This window comes from Bacillus sp. ISL-57 (assembly GCF_018613135.1).
In the GTDB taxonomy this organism is placed as follows: Bacteria; Bacillota; Bacilli; order Bacillales; family DSM-1321; genus Peribacillus; species Peribacillus frigoritolerans.
Genome location: NZ_JAGGQV010000001.1, coordinates 628,607 through 645,483 on the forward strand (window position 1 = coordinate 628,607; position 16,877 = coordinate 645,483).

At 33.1% G+C, this 16,877-nt stretch carries 17 protein-coding genes and 1 pseudogene; all 18 read right to left on the reverse strand.

Annotation, left to right across the window (positions count from 1 at the left end):
• Positions 1-27: 27 nt before the first annotated feature.
• Complete coding sequence (locus tag J7I90_RS03000) at positions 28-1,212, reverse strand: glycosyltransferase (RefSeq protein ID WP_214768326.1); 1,185 nt, start codon at positions 1,210-1,212, stop codon at positions 28-30.
• A 26-nt stretch (positions 1,213-1,238) separates the two neighbouring features.
• The gene (locus J7I90_RS03005; RefSeq protein ID WP_214768327.1) at positions 1,239-2,429 is read right to left on the reverse strand and encodes a glycosyltransferase; all 1,191 of its coding nucleotides are present in this window, start codon (positions 2,427-2,429) and stop codon (positions 1,239-1,241) included.
• A 275-nt stretch (positions 2,430-2,704) separates the two neighbouring features.
• Positions 2,705-3,438 (reverse strand): annotated as a pseudogene (locus J7I90_RS03010) (glycosyltransferase).
• A 21-nt stretch (positions 3,439-3,459) separates the two neighbouring features.
• On the reverse strand, positions 3,460-3,876 hold the full coding sequence (locus J7I90_RS03020; RefSeq protein ID WP_214768330.1) for an FAD synthase family protein: 417 nt from the start codon (positions 3,874-3,876) through the stop codon (positions 3,460-3,462).
• On the reverse strand, positions 3,836-5,050 hold the full coding sequence (locus J7I90_RS03025) for a CDP-glycerol glycerophosphotransferase family protein (protein WP_214768331.1): 1,215 nt from the start codon (positions 5,048-5,050) through the stop codon (positions 3,836-3,838). Before J7I90_RS03025 ends, J7I90_RS03020 begins: the two co-directional genes overlap by 41 nt.
• Positions 5,050-6,105, reverse strand: a complete 1,056-nt coding sequence (locus J7I90_RS03030; RefSeq protein ID WP_214768332.1) for a glycosyltransferase family 2 protein — start codon at positions 6,103-6,105, stop codon at positions 5,050-5,052. Before J7I90_RS03030 ends, J7I90_RS03025 begins: the two co-directional genes overlap by 1 nt.
• Before the next feature lie 38 nt (positions 6,106-6,143).
• Positions 6,144-6,488 carry a helix-turn-helix domain-containing protein gene (locus J7I90_RS03035; RefSeq protein ID WP_214768333.1) on the reverse strand — a complete coding sequence of 115 codons (345 nt, stop codon included), beginning with the start codon at positions 6,486-6,488 and terminating at the stop codon, positions 6,144-6,146.
• Between the two features lie 22 nt (positions 6,489-6,510).
• Complete coding sequence (locus J7I90_RS03040) at positions 6,511-7,716, reverse strand: aminotransferase class I/II-fold pyridoxal phosphate-dependent enzyme (protein WP_214768334.1); 1,206 nt, start codon at positions 7,714-7,716, stop codon at positions 6,511-6,513.
• Between the two features lies 1 nt (position 7,717).
• Positions 7,718-8,359, reverse strand: a complete 642-nt coding sequence (locus J7I90_RS03045; RefSeq protein WP_214768335.1) for an acetyltransferase — start codon at positions 8,357-8,359, stop codon at positions 7,718-7,720.
• Complete coding sequence (locus tag J7I90_RS03050) at positions 8,356-8,970, reverse strand: sugar transferase (RefSeq protein WP_214768336.1); 615 nt, start codon at positions 8,968-8,970, stop codon at positions 8,356-8,358. Before J7I90_RS03050 ends, J7I90_RS03045 begins: the two co-directional genes overlap by 4 nt.
• Before the next feature lie 20 nt (positions 8,971-8,990).
• Positions 8,991-9,128 (reverse strand): YwzD family small protein, encoded by a 138-nt coding sequence (locus tag J7I90_RS03055; RefSeq protein WP_214768337.1) that lies wholly within the window; start codon positions 9,126-9,128, stop codon positions 8,991-8,993.
• A 16-nt stretch (positions 9,129-9,144) separates the two neighbouring features.
• The gene (gene galE / locus J7I90_RS03060) at positions 9,145-10,218 is read right to left on the reverse strand and encodes a UDP-glucose 4-epimerase GalE (RefSeq protein WP_214768338.1); all 1,074 of its coding nucleotides are present in this window, start codon (positions 10,216-10,218) and stop codon (positions 9,145-9,147) included.
• Positions 10,219-10,247: 29 nt separating this feature from the next.
• Positions 10,248-11,447 (reverse strand): glycosyltransferase, encoded by a 1,200-nt coding sequence (locus J7I90_RS03065; RefSeq protein WP_214768339.1) that lies wholly within the window; start codon positions 11,445-11,447, stop codon positions 10,248-10,250.
• 16 nt (positions 11,448-11,463) lie between these two features.
• Positions 11,464-12,603: a glycosyltransferase family 1 protein gene (locus J7I90_RS03070; RefSeq protein WP_214768340.1), complete on the reverse strand. Its 1,140-nt coding sequence runs from the start codon at positions 12,601-12,603 to the stop codon at positions 11,464-11,466.
• A gap of 20 nt (positions 12,604-12,623) precedes the next feature.
• Positions 12,624-13,706, reverse strand: coding sequence for an EpsG family protein (locus tag J7I90_RS03075; protein ID WP_214768341.1), 1,083 nt, complete (start codon positions 13,704-13,706; stop codon positions 12,624-12,626).
• Between the two features lie 6 nt (positions 13,707-13,712).
• Positions 13,713-14,612 (reverse strand): glycosyltransferase family 2 protein, encoded by a 900-nt coding sequence (locus J7I90_RS03080; RefSeq protein WP_214768342.1) that lies wholly within the window; start codon positions 14,610-14,612, stop codon positions 13,713-13,715.
• 5 nt (positions 14,613-14,617) lie between these two features.
• Entirely contained in the window at positions 14,618-15,727 is a 1,110-nt protein-coding gene (locus J7I90_RS03085; protein WP_214768343.1) for a glycosyltransferase family 1 protein, read from the reverse strand.
• Positions 15,712-16,869 carry a glycosyltransferase family 4 protein gene (locus J7I90_RS03090; protein ID WP_214768344.1) on the reverse strand — a complete coding sequence of 386 codons (1,158 nt, stop codon included), beginning with the start codon at positions 16,867-16,869 and terminating at the stop codon, positions 15,712-15,714. The genes J7I90_RS03085 and J7I90_RS03090 overlap by 16 nt, the downstream gene beginning before the upstream one ends.
• Positions 16,870-16,877 lie beyond the last annotated feature (8 nt).

A 16,877-nucleotide genomic window follows, 5' to 3' on the forward strand; every position in this document is an offset into this window, starting at 1 on the left:
CAATTCAAAATAAATCCTGAAATTTATTTATTGTATATTGACTATTTTTTTCACTTCATTATTTGAATTAATATTTTCACCTGCTAAATTACTGGTTAATTCATTCCTTAAAACAGGATCATTTATCAAATTGACAATCGCCTTATAAATTTCATTTGCATCACAATTAACGATAAGACCAGTAACACCATTTTTTATTTGTTCCTTAGCACCGGTAAAATCCGTAGTTATGATTGGTTTGTTTAAACATCTAGCTTCAGAGAGAGTGATACAGTAACCCTCATGTCTAGAAGGTTGAACATAAATATCACAATCTTTAATATATGGATAAGGATTTGGATCTGAACCTAAAAGTTTAAAGTGGTCGGAAACATTACAATTTGTTATTAGCTTTTCATAGTTCACTCTTGAATTTCCGTCACCAATGCAATACCACTTTACCTTATATCCATTATGAATTAACTTAGTTAATGCCTGAATGGCTAAATCTTGGCCTTTTTCGTATGAAAGTCTTCCAACTGTTAAAATTCTTATTCCATCAAATGTGTCCCTAAATCCTTTACCTTCTTCAGCTTGATATTCGATTAACTCTTGTGAAACCACATTTGAAAAAACGTCCGTTTTATTAATTAATGAAGGAAGTTTATTCAAAAAACGTTCTTTTCCTTCCTCGGAAACCACAAAAATTTTATCGATTTTTTTATACATCTTAGCTGCAAAGAATTTATTAAAGCCTATTTTGTTAACGTCAAAATGAATCCATTGTATTCTTTTTTTTGCCTTTATTTTATTAGTAACATAATAGCTTATGAAATCCATAGGGCCTGCATATGCTACCGCTATGTCATATTCTTGTTGTATTACTGGAAATCCTCTTAAAATATATCTATAATATAAACTTCTTTCTTTCATTAGTTTTGAAGATAAGTAACAAAGTAATATAATACTGGCTTTAATGAGATTTCCTTTTTTAAAATGCCCTAATGCAACTGAATGAAGAGGTTCAATAATTGAATGTTTTATATTTTTATATCCCTTGACGTATTCTACTCGAATCCCTTCAGGTATATAGTTCAGAAAATCACCATGCTTCTCCAACATTAAAATGGTAATCTTAAATTTATCCTTAGGGAATGCTGAAACCATATTAAGTAAAGCTTTTTCAGTCCCCCCAACATTCATATTGATTACCATAAATAATATCTTTTTCATTGGATGGCTCCCTTTTTTGATGAGTTTTATCCGATTAATTGGTTGAACTTTTCAATTTCCTCTTGATTCCCTTTTTTTTCAGTTTTGAGATAATCGATGATTTTTTCTTTTGTATCCTTTTCATTAATCAATCTCATGATTCCTTCACTAACTCCATCAGCATTCATATCCACTACTAAACCGTTTTTCTCGTCCACCATTTGATTATAAACTGCATCAAAACGAGTTGTGACCACTGGAACATTTAGCATTCTTGCTTCAGCTATTGCAAGGCCAAATCCTTCAAATCTTGATGTTTGGACATATATATCTGCATCTTTAATGAACGGGTATGGATTAGCTTCAACCCCTAGTAATTTGAAATGATCCATTAAACCATCCCTTTCAATCTGTCTTTCAATATCTTCTCTTAAAGGTCCTTTCCCCAAAACATACCATCTAAAGTGTATCCCTTCCTCTTTTAGTTTTTTACAAGCTTCGATAGCGATATCATAGCCTTTTTGTTCAGCCAACCTTCCTATGGTAAGTATTCTTATTCCAGTAAAACCATCTTCATAACTTCTACCGATATTCGCCATTTTCATAATGAAATCAGCATTATTAATGTCATAAATCACCTGTGTATTGTTTGTATATTGATGAAATGTTTCATTGAAAATTTCTTTTGTAGATTCAGAAACAGCAACTATTTTATCAAATTGATCATAGTATTTCTTCTGAAATGTTTTTTCATTTTCATCTAATCGATAACTTACATTTACCCATGCAAGTTTTACTTTAGCTTTTACTTTTTCTGAAACATAAAAGGTAGGAATTCCTTGTGCATAACTTATAGCAACATCATAAACTTTAGAATTGTTCTCTATGACAGGACTAATAGCTTGCCAAAAAACCCTTGCTTTTTGAGGATTATTATAACTTTTTCTTCTGATATCAAACGAGTATTGTAATCGGGCTGCAATCATCTTGAAATTTAATTTTTTGACAGAATAGATGAATGCAGATAAAAGACTTAAATTTGAAAACTCCGTATAAGTAAGCGGCTTTATAATGTTCACTTCTCGCGGAACCAAGTCTTTTAAAATACCTTCGTGGGCAAACAGCATTAAATCAACCGAGTACTTTGAATAATCAAGAAGTGAAAGCAAGGTAACCAAACTTTTTTCCGCACCAGCACAATCCAAAGAATCAATTACAAAAAGGAGATTTTTTTTCATTTTTTTCACTTCACTTTATTAAATATAGTTTCTTATAATTTTTATTTAAAAATCTTTTTTTGACTACATGTGAGATACTTAATAAATTTTCATTAAAATAGAATAATGCTAGAATATATTTATATTTAAAGAATCATTCATAATTATCTCTTTTGAATTTTTTACTATACTTTCTCTAATAATTCTTAAATAAGATTTTTTATAATTTTTGTTTTCAACTTGATTCAGAATATAAAAAATATTATCAATACACCAATATACATAACAAGAGATTACTAGGTATAAAATTGTTTATAATTTTTCTTCATAAATGGTAATATTTCTTCCCAGGCTATATAAGCGTCTAGTCTTTTTTTACTGAACTTCGATGTAAGGATGCTGTTTTCAGTTTTTACATAGATATACCCAATATAGTTTGTATAAACTGTTCGCTTACTCTTTGCAAAAAGCTGATAGGTGATAGACAAATCTTCATGAATCCTTCCTTCTGGGAATAAGATATTATCAAAACAACTTTTACTAAATAGCTTGTTTACTAAGGAAAATCTAAATAGGACTCCTTTAAAGAGTTCTTCCATTGCTTCAGAATATTCCATCTCTTTGATAAATTTAGTTGTATAGTTATTAATTAGATTCAACTCTATCTCTCTTCCTAATTGACAAACAGAAATATCGCTATTTGTTTCTACGCATAACTGATAAAGTATTTTATACTTATTTTTATCAATCCGATCATCACTATCAACAAATCCTATATAATTACCGTTAGACATGTTTAATCCAGCATTTCTAGCTATGCTGACCCACAATTTTTTTGATGAATAACTTTTACTCTTGAATCAATAACAGCAAATTCAATGCATATATCTCCACTTTGATCCGTTGAGCCATCATTTTCTAGAATAAGTTCTAGTTTTGTAAAAGACTGTGAAAGTATACTTTCTATACATTCCCTTAGATAATTACCAGTGTTAAAAATAGGTACAATTACACTAATTAATGGTTTCATTTACGAATTCATCTCTCAGTCCTATAATTTAATTTTTTCTTTGACAATTGATGTGGAGACTCCCTTCGTATAAGGGAAATAGATGATATCTACCCCCACCTGTTTAAATTTTATTTCCACTTCATTGAATAGAGGGTCACCTTTCCAATCATCCCCTACAAACATTCGATTAAATTGAAGGTTTTCCCATGCAGTAAATTTATCCCGATTCGTTTGAGAAACTACTTTATCTACATACTTTATACCTGCTACAATTTCCATTCTTTCATTATGGGGGATTACAGGCTGTTTATTTTTATATTCCATTACAAGTTCATCTGTACTTACTCCAACAATAAGGTATTCACAATTTTCTTTTGCTTTTTTCAAGATATTAAGGTGCCCTACATGAAATAAATCAAACACTCCTGTTGTATATCCTATTTTGTATTGATTCATCAATTTTACCTCCTAGTTTGTTAAAACAAATTTTTTCTATATGATTTAATAAACTTTCACTTGCTTTACCATCTTCATATGTTTCAATTCGTTCAAGAAAGCTGCTCAATTCGTTTTCATATATTTCAGTATTAAATTGTAAAATTTTCTTATTTAAACCAGCATTATTGACTGCGCTTATAAACGGTAAATTCGAAATGTCATAGTACAGTTCTCGATCCGTTTTTGTATATTCCAATAAATCTGGCACATATAAAAAACAGGGACGTTTCGTGATTGAAAAGTCAAAAATCATGGATGAATAGTCTGAAATAAGAATATCCGATATATACAAGAGTTCTTGGATATCGTCATATTCTGTTACATCCATAACATTTTCACCCTTAATTAATTTATGCGCTTCAGAGAGTAAATGAGGATGTAGTCTAACTAAAAAAAACCAATTACCATTGAACTTTTCTTTCAAAGTTTTTAGGGTACTTGAGTAGTCAAGGTTATATATTTCAGTGCTGTTGCCTTTTCTGAAAGTAGGAGCATATAAAATTACTTTAGTTCCTTCTGGAATGCCTAGCTTGGTAAATATTCCTTGTTTTTGTTTAGGATCGAAATGAAAAAGGAAATCATTTCTTGGTATACCCTTTTTGAAAATTTCTCCATTATACCAAAATGCTCTTTTGAGAATTTCCGTACTATCGTGACACCCGGATAATAGTAAATCACATTTTAAAGAATCCTTTTTAGCCATTTGAATATACTGTTCTGGTAAATTTTCTTCAGCGTCTTTTTCAATTTGTTTTAACCTTAAGGAACTGTGCCAAGTTTGTATGTAGTATTGATTTTTCCTTTTTATGAAGAATTCATTAGTTCTATAATTAGTTATGATCACCTTAGAAGTACATAATTCATAAAAATACTTTAAAGTCATGGTTTTGACTTTTCTGATGTTTGTTATTTCTGTTTTAGATTCTAAGTCATTAAAAGCCCAGACTAGATCGAAATAATCTTGAGGGTAATGTTTTAGTATATATTCAGTAATATATTTAGGGTTGCACCCATATTGGCTGCCATAATAACTATAAAGAAATATCTTATTTTTTTTAACAGGAAGCAGATTTAATAAATGAATAAGAAGAAAAGTGATCCTTTTTTTTAGAGCTAGCCATAGTGTACCCATTATTCAGGAATCCCCTTTATGTTATTTGATATATTTATACGTTCTAGTTTAGGAGACTTTGTATGAAACCCTGTCAATCTAAAAAGTTTGTATACAGCCAAATATAAAGTATGAAGATAAGGGTGTATGTTAAAGAGATGTAACTGAGTTTGTAATTGGCGATTATACGAAACAGCTTCATTAATTTCACGATAATGAGTCTTTAAATAGTTTTGAAGATCTTTCCTTAACAATCCGCCTTTGTCTTTTGATCTGTTAGCTAAAAGGAGATTATAATGAATAAGAATATTCTTAAGAAGAGACTGGTACGAATCATTGGCCAAGTTTTCATAATATTCTTCAATAAAATTATGTCTTTCTTTTAACCCTTGGATAATATCCAAGTTCCTTGTGGTATATGAAGCTACGATGCTGTCATCTCTTTGAAAATAGTAACACAAGGGTTTATGAACAATTACATAAGAATTGACTCGCTGCATAACATGATGAGCCCAAAATACATCCTCGAATAAAACGCCCTTTTTGAAAGGTATATCCTTTATAAGGCTGGTCCTATAGAGCTTTCCCCATGCAAAATTCTTCACTCTTTCATTAATGACTAACTCAGCCATTAATACTTGATTGTCTAATATTAATGGGGGGGCATCTTTGGAAAAATATCTATTATCAAAAATTAAATGATCTTCATAGGCATAATAAAAGGCAGATTGAACTATATCTGCTTTAAATGTTAAACTCGTACGAACAAGTTCTTCAATCATAGTAAGTTCCAACCAATCATCACTATCTACAAAAATAGTTAATTCACCTGTAGCTATTCTCATCCCGTAGTTTCTAGCATCGGATAGTCCCCCATTTTTTTTATGAATTACTTGTATTCGGGAGTCCTTTTTTTCATAATCATCTGCAATTTTTCCACAGTTATCCGGTGAACCATCATCAACTAATATTATTTCAAGATTAGTGAAGCTTTGATTTACGATACTATCAATACACCTTGTTAAGTACTTTTCCACGTTGAAAATAGGTACAATAACACTTACTTTCGGTAACATAATCATTGTAACCACCTAACTTTAATGAAAGCTTTATCTCATTTATCGGATGTGTTATTTTGCCATTTTATAAAATCAATTAATTGTTTGTACTGAGGAATCTGTTCTTTCTCAAGACCATTCCTTTTTAGTTCTTGAACAAATTCAATCCATTCTTTTTCTATGTAATATGGAGCCAATGTTGGCGTTTCTTGGTTTAATAGTGAAACAAAATCGACATTCAATACATGCGCAATTTTTTCCATAATGTGAAGTGAGGGATTGCGATTTAGATTGCGCTCAATGTTACTTAGATAAGACTTCGATATATTTGCCTGTTCAGCCAATTCAGATAACGTATATCCTCTTTTCTTACGCAATTCGGCAATATTTTTTCCAATCATTTGATTACCTCTTCATCCTTTTTTACCCATTTCCAATTGGATTCCCTTTGGATGAATGGGTATTATCAATTCCTTTATTTATAGCATTATTAATTGAGTTGATGACTCTCATTTGATCATCTCGAGACATGTTTGATCCGGATGGTAAACAGATCCCTGTAAAAAATAACTGTTCAGAAACGTTCGTTTCTTTATAATGTGGGTAATAGACATACCCTTTAAAAATAGGTTGCATGTGTAGCGGCTTCCAAACATGTCTAGCCTCAATATTTTCCTCCTGTAGAGCCTGTAATAATTTTTTTATAGAAATTCCAAATTCAGCTTCATTTATGGTCAATGCGGTCAACCATCTGTTTGAACGGGTATTTTCTAATTCGGGCATGAATTTTAATCCAGGTAAATCAGCCAAATGCTGATAATATAAATCATAAACCGCTCTCCTTGCTTTTACTCTTTCACCCAATACCTCTAATTGCCCTCTTCCAATGCCAGCAAGAATATTACTCATACGGTAATTGTAACCAACCTCACTATGCTGATAATGAGGGGCAACATCTTTAGCTTGAGTAGCTAAAAACCGAGCTCGTTGTATTGCATTAGTATCGTTAGAAATTAACGCTCCGCCACCAGAGGTTGTGATAATTTTATTTCCATTAAATGAGTAAATTCCAAATTTCCCAAATGTCCCACTCGCTTTTCCTTTATAAGTGGCACCTAATGACTCGGCTGCATCTTCGATAATCGGGACGTCATACTGATTACAAATCGTTACTAGTTCAGCCATTTTAGCCGGTTGACCGTATAGATTAACTATTATGACGGCTTTAGGAAGTTTGCCGGCATTAGCAGCTTCTCTTAATGCTCTTTCTAAAGCAATAGGAGACATATTCCAAGTTTCTGGTTCAGAATCTATGAAAATAGGTTGTGCACTTAAATAAAGAATCGGATTGGCGGTTGCCACAAAGGTAAGACTAGAGCAAAAAACAGTATCATTTTTTCCCACACCCAATAAAGAAAGAGCCAAATGAATTGCGGCAGTTCCAGAGCTGACAGCAAGCACTTCTTTGACTCCTACATATTTGGCTATATCCTTTTCAAAAGCATCCAGATTTGGCCCCAGCGGTGCAATCCAATTTGTTTCAAATGCTTCATTAATATACTTTTCTTCATTTCCGCTCATATGGGGAGCTGAAAGTAAAATTCTTTTTTTGCTTGTTACATTTAACATTCTACACACCTCCTATACCTATTTTTTTCATCTTTGCAGGGGTTCCGACAGCTAAACTATGAGATTGAATGTTATTTATAACAGTAGCTCCAGCACCAATCACGGACCATTCTCCAATATTCACATTTGGTATCAGTGTAGAACCGGCACCTACATGAGTCCCTTCATCTACCTTTACGGCACCAGTTAATGTCGCATGGGGTGAAATATGTACAAAATCACCTATTTCACTATCATGTTCTATCACAGAAGCTGTATTGATGATTGAATGACGGCCAATTTTAGCATCAGCATTGATAACAGTTGATGGCATGACTACTGTACCTACTCCTATCTTTATGCTTGGACTAATAATGGAAGAAGGGTGAATTACCGATACATAATAAGAATCCGGTATATTCAATTCCTCTACAACTTTTTTACGAATATGGTTATTACCTATTGCAACAATGAATTTTATATCCTTGAATTGCTCTAATAAATCGGATACGATTGAAAGCGGTGCAAAAAACAAATGTTCTTTCACGATTGTTCGATCATATTTATCGTCTAGATAACCAATTAATTCGTTCCCTTCAGCTATATCAATCATGTCCTTTATAACTTTACTATGACCGCCTTCCCCAACTAATACAATTTTCATCCCTGCCCCTCTCTTTCCTGACCATCAGATCCTCTAAAGGGAAGCATGGTTTCATTTGTCCCTGAATTTACTCCTTCAGATTTAACCACTTTTACTATCGTGAGTAATAATATTTTAAAATCGAGTAATAATGATTGATGATTTACATACCAAACGTCCAATGTGAATTTTTCTTCCCATGATATCGCATTTCTACCATTTACTTGTGCCCAACCAGTTATTCCAGGACGAACATCATGACGTTTAGCTTGATCATCGTTATATAAAGGAAGGTATTCCATTAATAAAGGACGTGGTCCGACTAAACTAAGGTCACCTTTAACAACATTAACTAACTGTGGCAATTCATCTAGGCTTAACTTTCTAAGTGCATTGCCAAATCTGGTTAATCTCAAATGGTCAGGAAGGGGTTTACCGTGTTCATCGGTTTGATTATTCATGGAACGAAATTTATAAAGGGTAAAAGGCTTTCCATTAAAACCTGGTCTTGTTTGTTTAAAAAGTACAGGCGTTCCAAGGTTATACTTTATAAAAATTCCTATTATCACCATTATTGGACTTAGGATAACCAATAAAATCAATGAAATTAAAAAATCAATTATTCTTTTCATAATCTTCACTTCCGAGATTTTTATTTACCATTTGTCATGACAATTTTTTGTTTGATTTCTTCTATTAATATAGATACTTTCATATCTGATTGATTACCCAACTTATAGGCAACTAATAAAATATCTTTAAAGTTTTCCTTCTTTGCTTTTTTGCTCATCCCTTACACCATTTTTCTAATTATTTGGTATTAAAAAATCCTCGCATTGTATTAAGCGGGGATTTTCCAATTCATCTTTTATTTTATATCCATTAGGATTACGTGATTGCCATCTCCAAGAATCCTCACACATATCGTGAATGCTTTTCTTTGCAATCCAGTTTAATTCTTTTTCCGCTTTCTTAGGATCTGCATAACAAATGGCGGCATCTCCCGGCCTAGGATGTGAAATGTTAATGGGGATTTTTACTCCTGTTGCTAACTCAAAAGCTGACACTACTTCTAAAACGCTGTATCCTATTCCGGTTCCAAGATTATAAATATTAACACCGGTGGATTTTAGAGTTTTATCTAGTGCTGCTACATGGCCATTTGCAAGATCAACTACATGGATATAATCTCTTACACCTGTCCCATCTTTCGTTGAATAACCATTCCCGAAAATATTAAGTACATTTAACTGACCTACGGCCACTTTAGTGATATATGGCATTAAGTTATTAGGGGTTCCGCTTGGATCTTCACCTATCATACCGCTTTCATGTGCCCCTATTGGATTGAAATATCTCAGGATTGTAATGCTCCATTCATTGTCTGAAATATATATGTCCTGAAGAATTTCTTCGACCATTAATTTTGTCCTGCCATATGGATTCAAAGCTTTTAAGGGAAATCCTTCTGATATTGGAACTGTATCCGGCAATCCATATACAGTGGCAGATGAGCTAAATACCAGTTTTTTCACACTATATTTTTGCATAAGGTCACAAATTATAATGGTCGTAGTGATATTGTTTTTATAATATTTCAGAGATTCTTTAACGGATTCACCTACCGCTTTAAGTCCAGCTAAGTGGATAACTGCTTCAATTTGATTTACTAGGAACACTTTTTCTAAAGATTCTGAATCTAAAAGATCCAAATGATAAATCATGATGGTTTTTCCTGTTATTTCACAAACACGCTTTAGCGATTCTGGTTTACTATTAGAAAAATTATCTACCACAATAATCTCATAATCTTCATTCAATAGCTCTATGCATGTATGGCTGCCGATGAATCCAGCTCCGCCGGTGACCAGTATTGCCATTTATTAGATTCCCTCACTTTCATTTAAATTTAATTGTTGATTAATCCATAGATTTTATTAATTTCATTTTCATTGCCATAATCCTTCGCAAGTACGTTCGAAACTATTGCCCCCCTAAATTCATCATCAACAATCATTTTTACAATCCCTCTGGCAATTCCATCCTGACCGCACTCTGTTATTAAGGCATCAAACCCATTATCCGCTTGGCTTTTTGCGGTAGGGAAATTGGTTATCACAACTGGTTTACCAAGCACTTGTGCTTCTCGTATTGTTACTGCTTTACCTTCATAACGTGAAGGTTGAACATAAATATCACAAGCTGCAATATATGGATATGGATTGGTTTTCTTCCCTAATAATATAAATTGCTTTTCAACTCCTAATTTTATTATTAAGTTTCTTAACTCGTTTTCGAGAGGTCCATAACCTACCACATACCACTGAATGTCAAATCCCTCGTCTATTAGCTTTTTACAAGCCCTTATTGCTTCATCCAAACCTTTTGCATGTGTTAAACGTCCCACTGTTACTAATATGGTTTTACCAGGTGAATTAATGATTTCTTTGGGAATATCTGCCTTCGCTTGTTCTCTAACAAAATCTGGAGAAAGAATATTTTCGATTACCGTTGTTTTTTCCTTGAAGTCAGGAAAAACTTCTAAAAATGTTTGAGAACATTCTTCAGAAACCACTACGATATCATCTATTTTCCCCCACATTTTCTTCTCAATTTTCTTATTCACATAAATATTGGAATAATCGGTATGAATCCAGCCGATCTTCTTCTTGGCTTTGACTTTATCCCCGATAAAGTGATGTGGCCATAAAAAACCTATGGCCACATCATATTCTTTATTAAGATTTGGTAAATGCCGGGTAGTAAGCTCCCAACCGTACTGAATGGATAAATAACCTGGTTCTTCAACCTTTTTTACTTTTCCATGTACTACACCTGAATACTTTGCGATGACTCTAGAAATAGCGATAGGGTAAAAACCCTCTTTTACAATTTGTTGAATGGATTTTCTAAAGGTTGTATACGAAGGTTCTTCCGGTAATAAATTAGGACCTTCCGGGATAAATGACAGGAATTCTCCTTCATGTTTAAATAATAATAAATCGACATCGTATTTAGCATAATTGATTTGATTTAACAATCCTATTAGACTTCTTTCGACTCCTCCAATTGCCAAGTCAAAAGATGTAATCAAAATCTTTTTCTTCATCGTAAAAACCTCTTTTTCAGGAAACTTCATATAGCTTTAACCAATCCCTAACATTCCCATGTATATCATAACCCTTATTCGATATTTTTCTTTTAATCGTTTCATTGTCAGGGGTATCGATCAATAAGGATCTAATTACTTCGTTACACCAAACGTCTAGAGGCTCCTGCAAACTAATAAATGATGCTAAGCCGAGTTCCATATCTATACTTTTTGGTAAAGTATCCGACATAATGCAAGGCGTTCCAGATCCTTGTGCTTCTAATGCAGCAATTCCAAAGCCTTCGAATAATGAAGGAAATAAGAAAACATCAAAAGCTTTCATTAATCTAGGAATATCCGTTCTTACTCCTAAGAATTTGATATTTTTTTTAATTCCTAACGCTTCTGCTTTTTGCTCCATTTCCAGTCTTAAAGGACCATCTCCGATTAAAAGGGCAAAAAACTTTCTATCTTTCTTTATTAATGTATTTAAAAATTGCAAAATAAAAAGGTGGTTTTTCGAATCCGAAAACCGCCCCACGTGTCCAATGATTTTTACTTCTTCGCTTAAACCAAACTCTCTAATGATACTATCCTTACTATTTACATTTGATTCAGTAAAATCGTTAACATTTATTCCATTTTTTAATATCGTGACTTTTCCATTTTTCACTCTTTGTTTACCAAACATGAATTGAGCCGCCTCAGGACTACATCCGCAAAATCTATTTGCTGAAATTTTCATGATTGTTTGAAGGAGCTTAAGCGTAAATCTTTCTTTAAAATGGTTTCCTTTTGCCCAATTATTACTGTGTGAATGACAGATCCTTATTTTTATCCCCGCTATCTTTGCTGCTAATGCTGGAAAGCCTGCTTGATAATCAGTATGGGCATGAACAGCTTGGTAAGGATGGGAAGACATGATTCTATTTAGTTCTTTAAGATAGGATATTGGACCGACTTTTCCCAAGCTTGGTATTTTAAACAAGTTTCCACCTAATCTTATTATTTCATCTTCGAAATCTTCTTTCTTATTTGAATGAGTAACAAAGTCAAATTGAATCTTTTCTCTGTCCAGATTCCTATATATGTTCATAATAATTGTTTCTGCCCCGCCACGATCCATCGCACTGACAATATGTAAAACTCTCTTTGGAGACCTTAATTTCTTCATCAAATTTCACCTCCCCACTATTAAAATAAGCTTTCTAAAATATCACTTTTATACAAAATATTTAAACTGGTAACATTTTCGTAAAAATAAAAAACAAAAAATAAAACGAGAATTGAATAATATAAGAGCTTTTGATCTTTTTCACTAAATAATTCAATTAGCCAGGAAATCAGAATTAGTTGATATAAATTAAAATAAATAGAAATCCTCGCGAATATCCATTGTTGTGTGGAAATAATCATAAACACCAATCCCAATAAAGCCATATTTACTATATAGTCACTCTTAGGAAATATTTTGCGAAGTTTATCTTTACCTAGGTAGGCAATTAATAATGGCGCTGCACTGACTGCTACCCTAATCACACTAGCCCCGCCTTCATTAAAATTAGAATAGTCACTATACTGGGTATCCTGTAAAACAGAAAATAAAAACGATGTAAATTTCCCAAAACCAAGGACAATAATAACGGAAAAAGATAACCAAGCAAGAGTTGATTTTGTCCATGCCTTTGTTCTAACTAAAAAATAAATGGGTATAAGGATAAGAGCACTTTGGTGAAATGTAGATGCAATTAATACAATTAATGTGTATTTCACAAAATTTCCATTTAATAAATACTTGGTTGCTGTAAAAATAATGGCAGCTGCAAGCACTTGCCGTATTCCATTCATTGATACTAAGTGCAACCCACCTGTAATATATACATAGGTGCCTAGTTCAAAAAGTCGTGAATATTTATATAAAACCATGACAATTAAAACATTTGTGATCATAGCAGTTGTAAAAATCAATACTTGAGGGTCACCTGAGAATTTCTTTAACAACATCTGCAGAATGCCGAATCCCATATCCTTTTGTGAAGATATATACTCCCAAGTAAAGTCATTTTCAATATAAATATTTTTATAATTGAAAGTATCTCCAATATTTGTCCTGAGTCCCGAAACACAAACTAAACATACAACAGCTAAAAAAACCAACAGCTTATTTGGTTTAAAACCATATAATTCAGTCGGTGTGATTAGTGAATATGTTGAAAAATACCTACCTAAATATGAAAAAATAAATACGATGGCGAGATTGATCCAAAGTATGGTCATTTAACATTAATTCCTTTCAATTAACCTAATCCTAGTTTTACTGATGATGAAGGCATATAAAAGTATGCCTAATGGGAAGGCCAAAACCGTGAGTGCTTTCTTAGGAGTCTCAATGAACAGTTTCGGATTTTTCATTAGTAGGTTGCTCGATACATAATGAATGGCTTGCTTATATTTGAATAACTTTCCGCCAAAAGGTAACTTCATAAGCTCTTTCCGGTAAAATGAGAAGCCCCTAGGATTTTTAAGATATTGGTTATACATATTTCGAGAGGAACCATCAGGAAGATATTCAACATGACACAGTACTTCATTCATCAGTAACATTTTGTATTGCTTATCTAGCATATAGTATTTATAAGCAAGGCCAATATATTTCTCGTTTTTAAAAACAGGATAGGGATATTCCTTCGTCAATTCTGTTCGATAAACCAATTTCTTGTCTCCTGTTACACCATATTTATTATAGAGATCAAACAATGTAGAACTTTTTAATTTCTCAGGTAACTTTGTTCCGATGATTTGGTTATTGATCGTCGCGTCCAGAGCTGCTATACCACTTACATTTTCGTGGCCATGTTTTCTCCAATATGAAAGGATAATTTCTACTGCCCCATCCGCCAAATAGTCATCGGAATCAATACAAACATTCAATTCCGTTTCAATTAGTTTATAGGCTGTATTATGTGCACCATGCATTCCTTGATTTTCTTGCCAGTAATACTTAATATCAATTTTCTTTTCCTGAATCCAATGATGTGCCATTTCTTTTGTATTATCTGTTGATCCATCATCAATAATTAACCAAGTAAAATCTTTATTGTTTTGACGTACTAAGCTCTTATAACATTTTTCGAGACAATAAGCCCTATTATAGGTTGGTGTAAACACTGTTAAAGTTTTCATATGATTCACCCTGACATTGATAGATAAAAATCTTTTAGTTCATTGGCTGTTTCATTTATCGAATACCCCTGTTTGGATAATGAATCCGGTTGAATACTTCTTTTCATTTTCGTGGAGGTTAATTTCATTAAATGGGAAATCCATATTTTGCAATCATATATAGGTAAAAATCGGATCAGATTGATTCCCAAATCTACCTCTTTGGAAATTTGGTCCGAGATTAAGCAAGGCAGTCCAGCTGCCTGAGCTTCGATAAGTGAAACCGGCAATCCTTCATGTAAAGAAGGAAAGACAAAAACATCGAAAGCTTGTAGGACTCGATTTATATCACTCCGAACCCCAAGGAATTTAACTTTATCTTCTAAATTATGTGCTTTAACCTTTGCTAATATTTCTGGTTTTAATGGCCCATCTCCGACTAAAATCAAGTAGGAATTTTCCATTTCTCTAATAAAATTTGCAAAGATATCAATCAAAAAAGAATGATTTTTTTGTTGAGCAAATCTTCCAACGTGTCCTAAAACACATGCATCACTTTCGATATTTAATTCTTTTCTCACTTTACATCTTGTCTCGGGTGAGAAAGAAAATAATTGGTATTCAATGCCGTTTTTTAAAATATTCGCAGTATTTGTCTTATCTTTAAATAACCACTGTGCTGCCTGTCTAGAACAAGCTAATAAATTTGTAGCATTGGGCAGGATTAATGTCCCTGCATACCATTTGTAAATCCTGGAAGACAAGCTGCCTTCACTTTGGGTGTTATGACTATGTGAAATTCTTTTTGGAATTCCTGCTTTTTTAGCTGATTGAAGAACGATTCCGCTCATTTTATCCATATGGGCATGAACGACCTTATAGGAATGATTTTTGCTAAAGAATCGATCTAACTGTTTTTTATAAGCAAAGTGACCTACATCAGAAATATAAGGAATTCTATGAATCTTACCGCCCAGTTTTACGATTTCATCATCAAATACGCCTTCTTTGGATGTAAGAAAATCAAATTGTATTTTCGAGCGGTCCATATTGCGATACAAGTTCATGATCAAGGTTTCCGCTCCGCCCCTATTCATATTAACGACAACATGCAGGATCCTTAGTGGATTCCCCATACTCTTTCCTCCGTATCTTCCATGTATGATTTATAAAGTTCGCTTTTAGCTTCCAGGATTTTTTTTGCACTATATTTTCTTTCCACCATTTTATGGCTACTTTCACCCAGCATTTTTCTCATTCCCCTATTTCCAGCAATTTTTATGATCTTTTCAGCAAATGATTTTTCATCATTCCTTGCAATTAACCACCCATTTTGACCATTGAAGACCAACTCCCTATGCCCTCTATTTTCATTAGCTATTATTGGCAGTCCACAAGCCATCGCTTCCATGATATTTACTGGAAGTCCCTCTCTCAAGCTTGATGCTACAGCGAGATCACTGATTTTCAATAATTCATCAATATCTTTTCGAAAACCAAGAAAATCAACCTGATTTCTGATTCCTAAAGATTCCGCAAGAATCTTGCATTCGTCTAATAAAGGTCCATCTCCGGCCAATAGTAACCTAGCATTTGAAACCTCTTCTTTTATCAAAGAAAAAGCCCGAAGCAATAGTTGCTGGTTTTTGTTTTTATTGAACTCGGCTGCATAAAACATAAGGAAATCCTCTTCACAATACCCTCTTTCTAACCTTAGTTCAGTTTTCTTATTTGTGGAGACAGGATGATATTGATTTGTATCAACTCCAACACCAAGGATATGAGTAATCTCCTTTGCCCTGAAGTTTCTTTGTATGGCAATTTGAAAATCTTCATTATTGATCGTTATCAAACAATCTGTCATTCTTGCTAAAAATTTTTCAATGGGATAGTAGACTAGCCAGTTTAGGATAGGAGCGCCTTTGAAAAAATGGAAGCCGTGTGCCGTATATAGCATTTTTGTATCACGTTCTCTTGCTTTCCGACCAGCAAGCCTGCCTAAAGCCCCCCCCATTGGCGTATGACAATGAATGATTTGAAAATTATTGTTATCGATGATGTACTTTAATTCTTTGTATGCCATAATGTTTTCTTTTTTAAATGGAGACCTCTGAATGGGTATAACGTGTTTTTTATCAACAAATGGGAGATTCAAATCACCATGTGCTGCTGTATGGACCTTATACCCTTGCTCTTTAAACCATTTAAAATATGGCAAGTGAAACGCTTCAAAATGATAATCCTTTGTTGCACAAAATAGGACTTTCTTCTCCATCATTCACTATC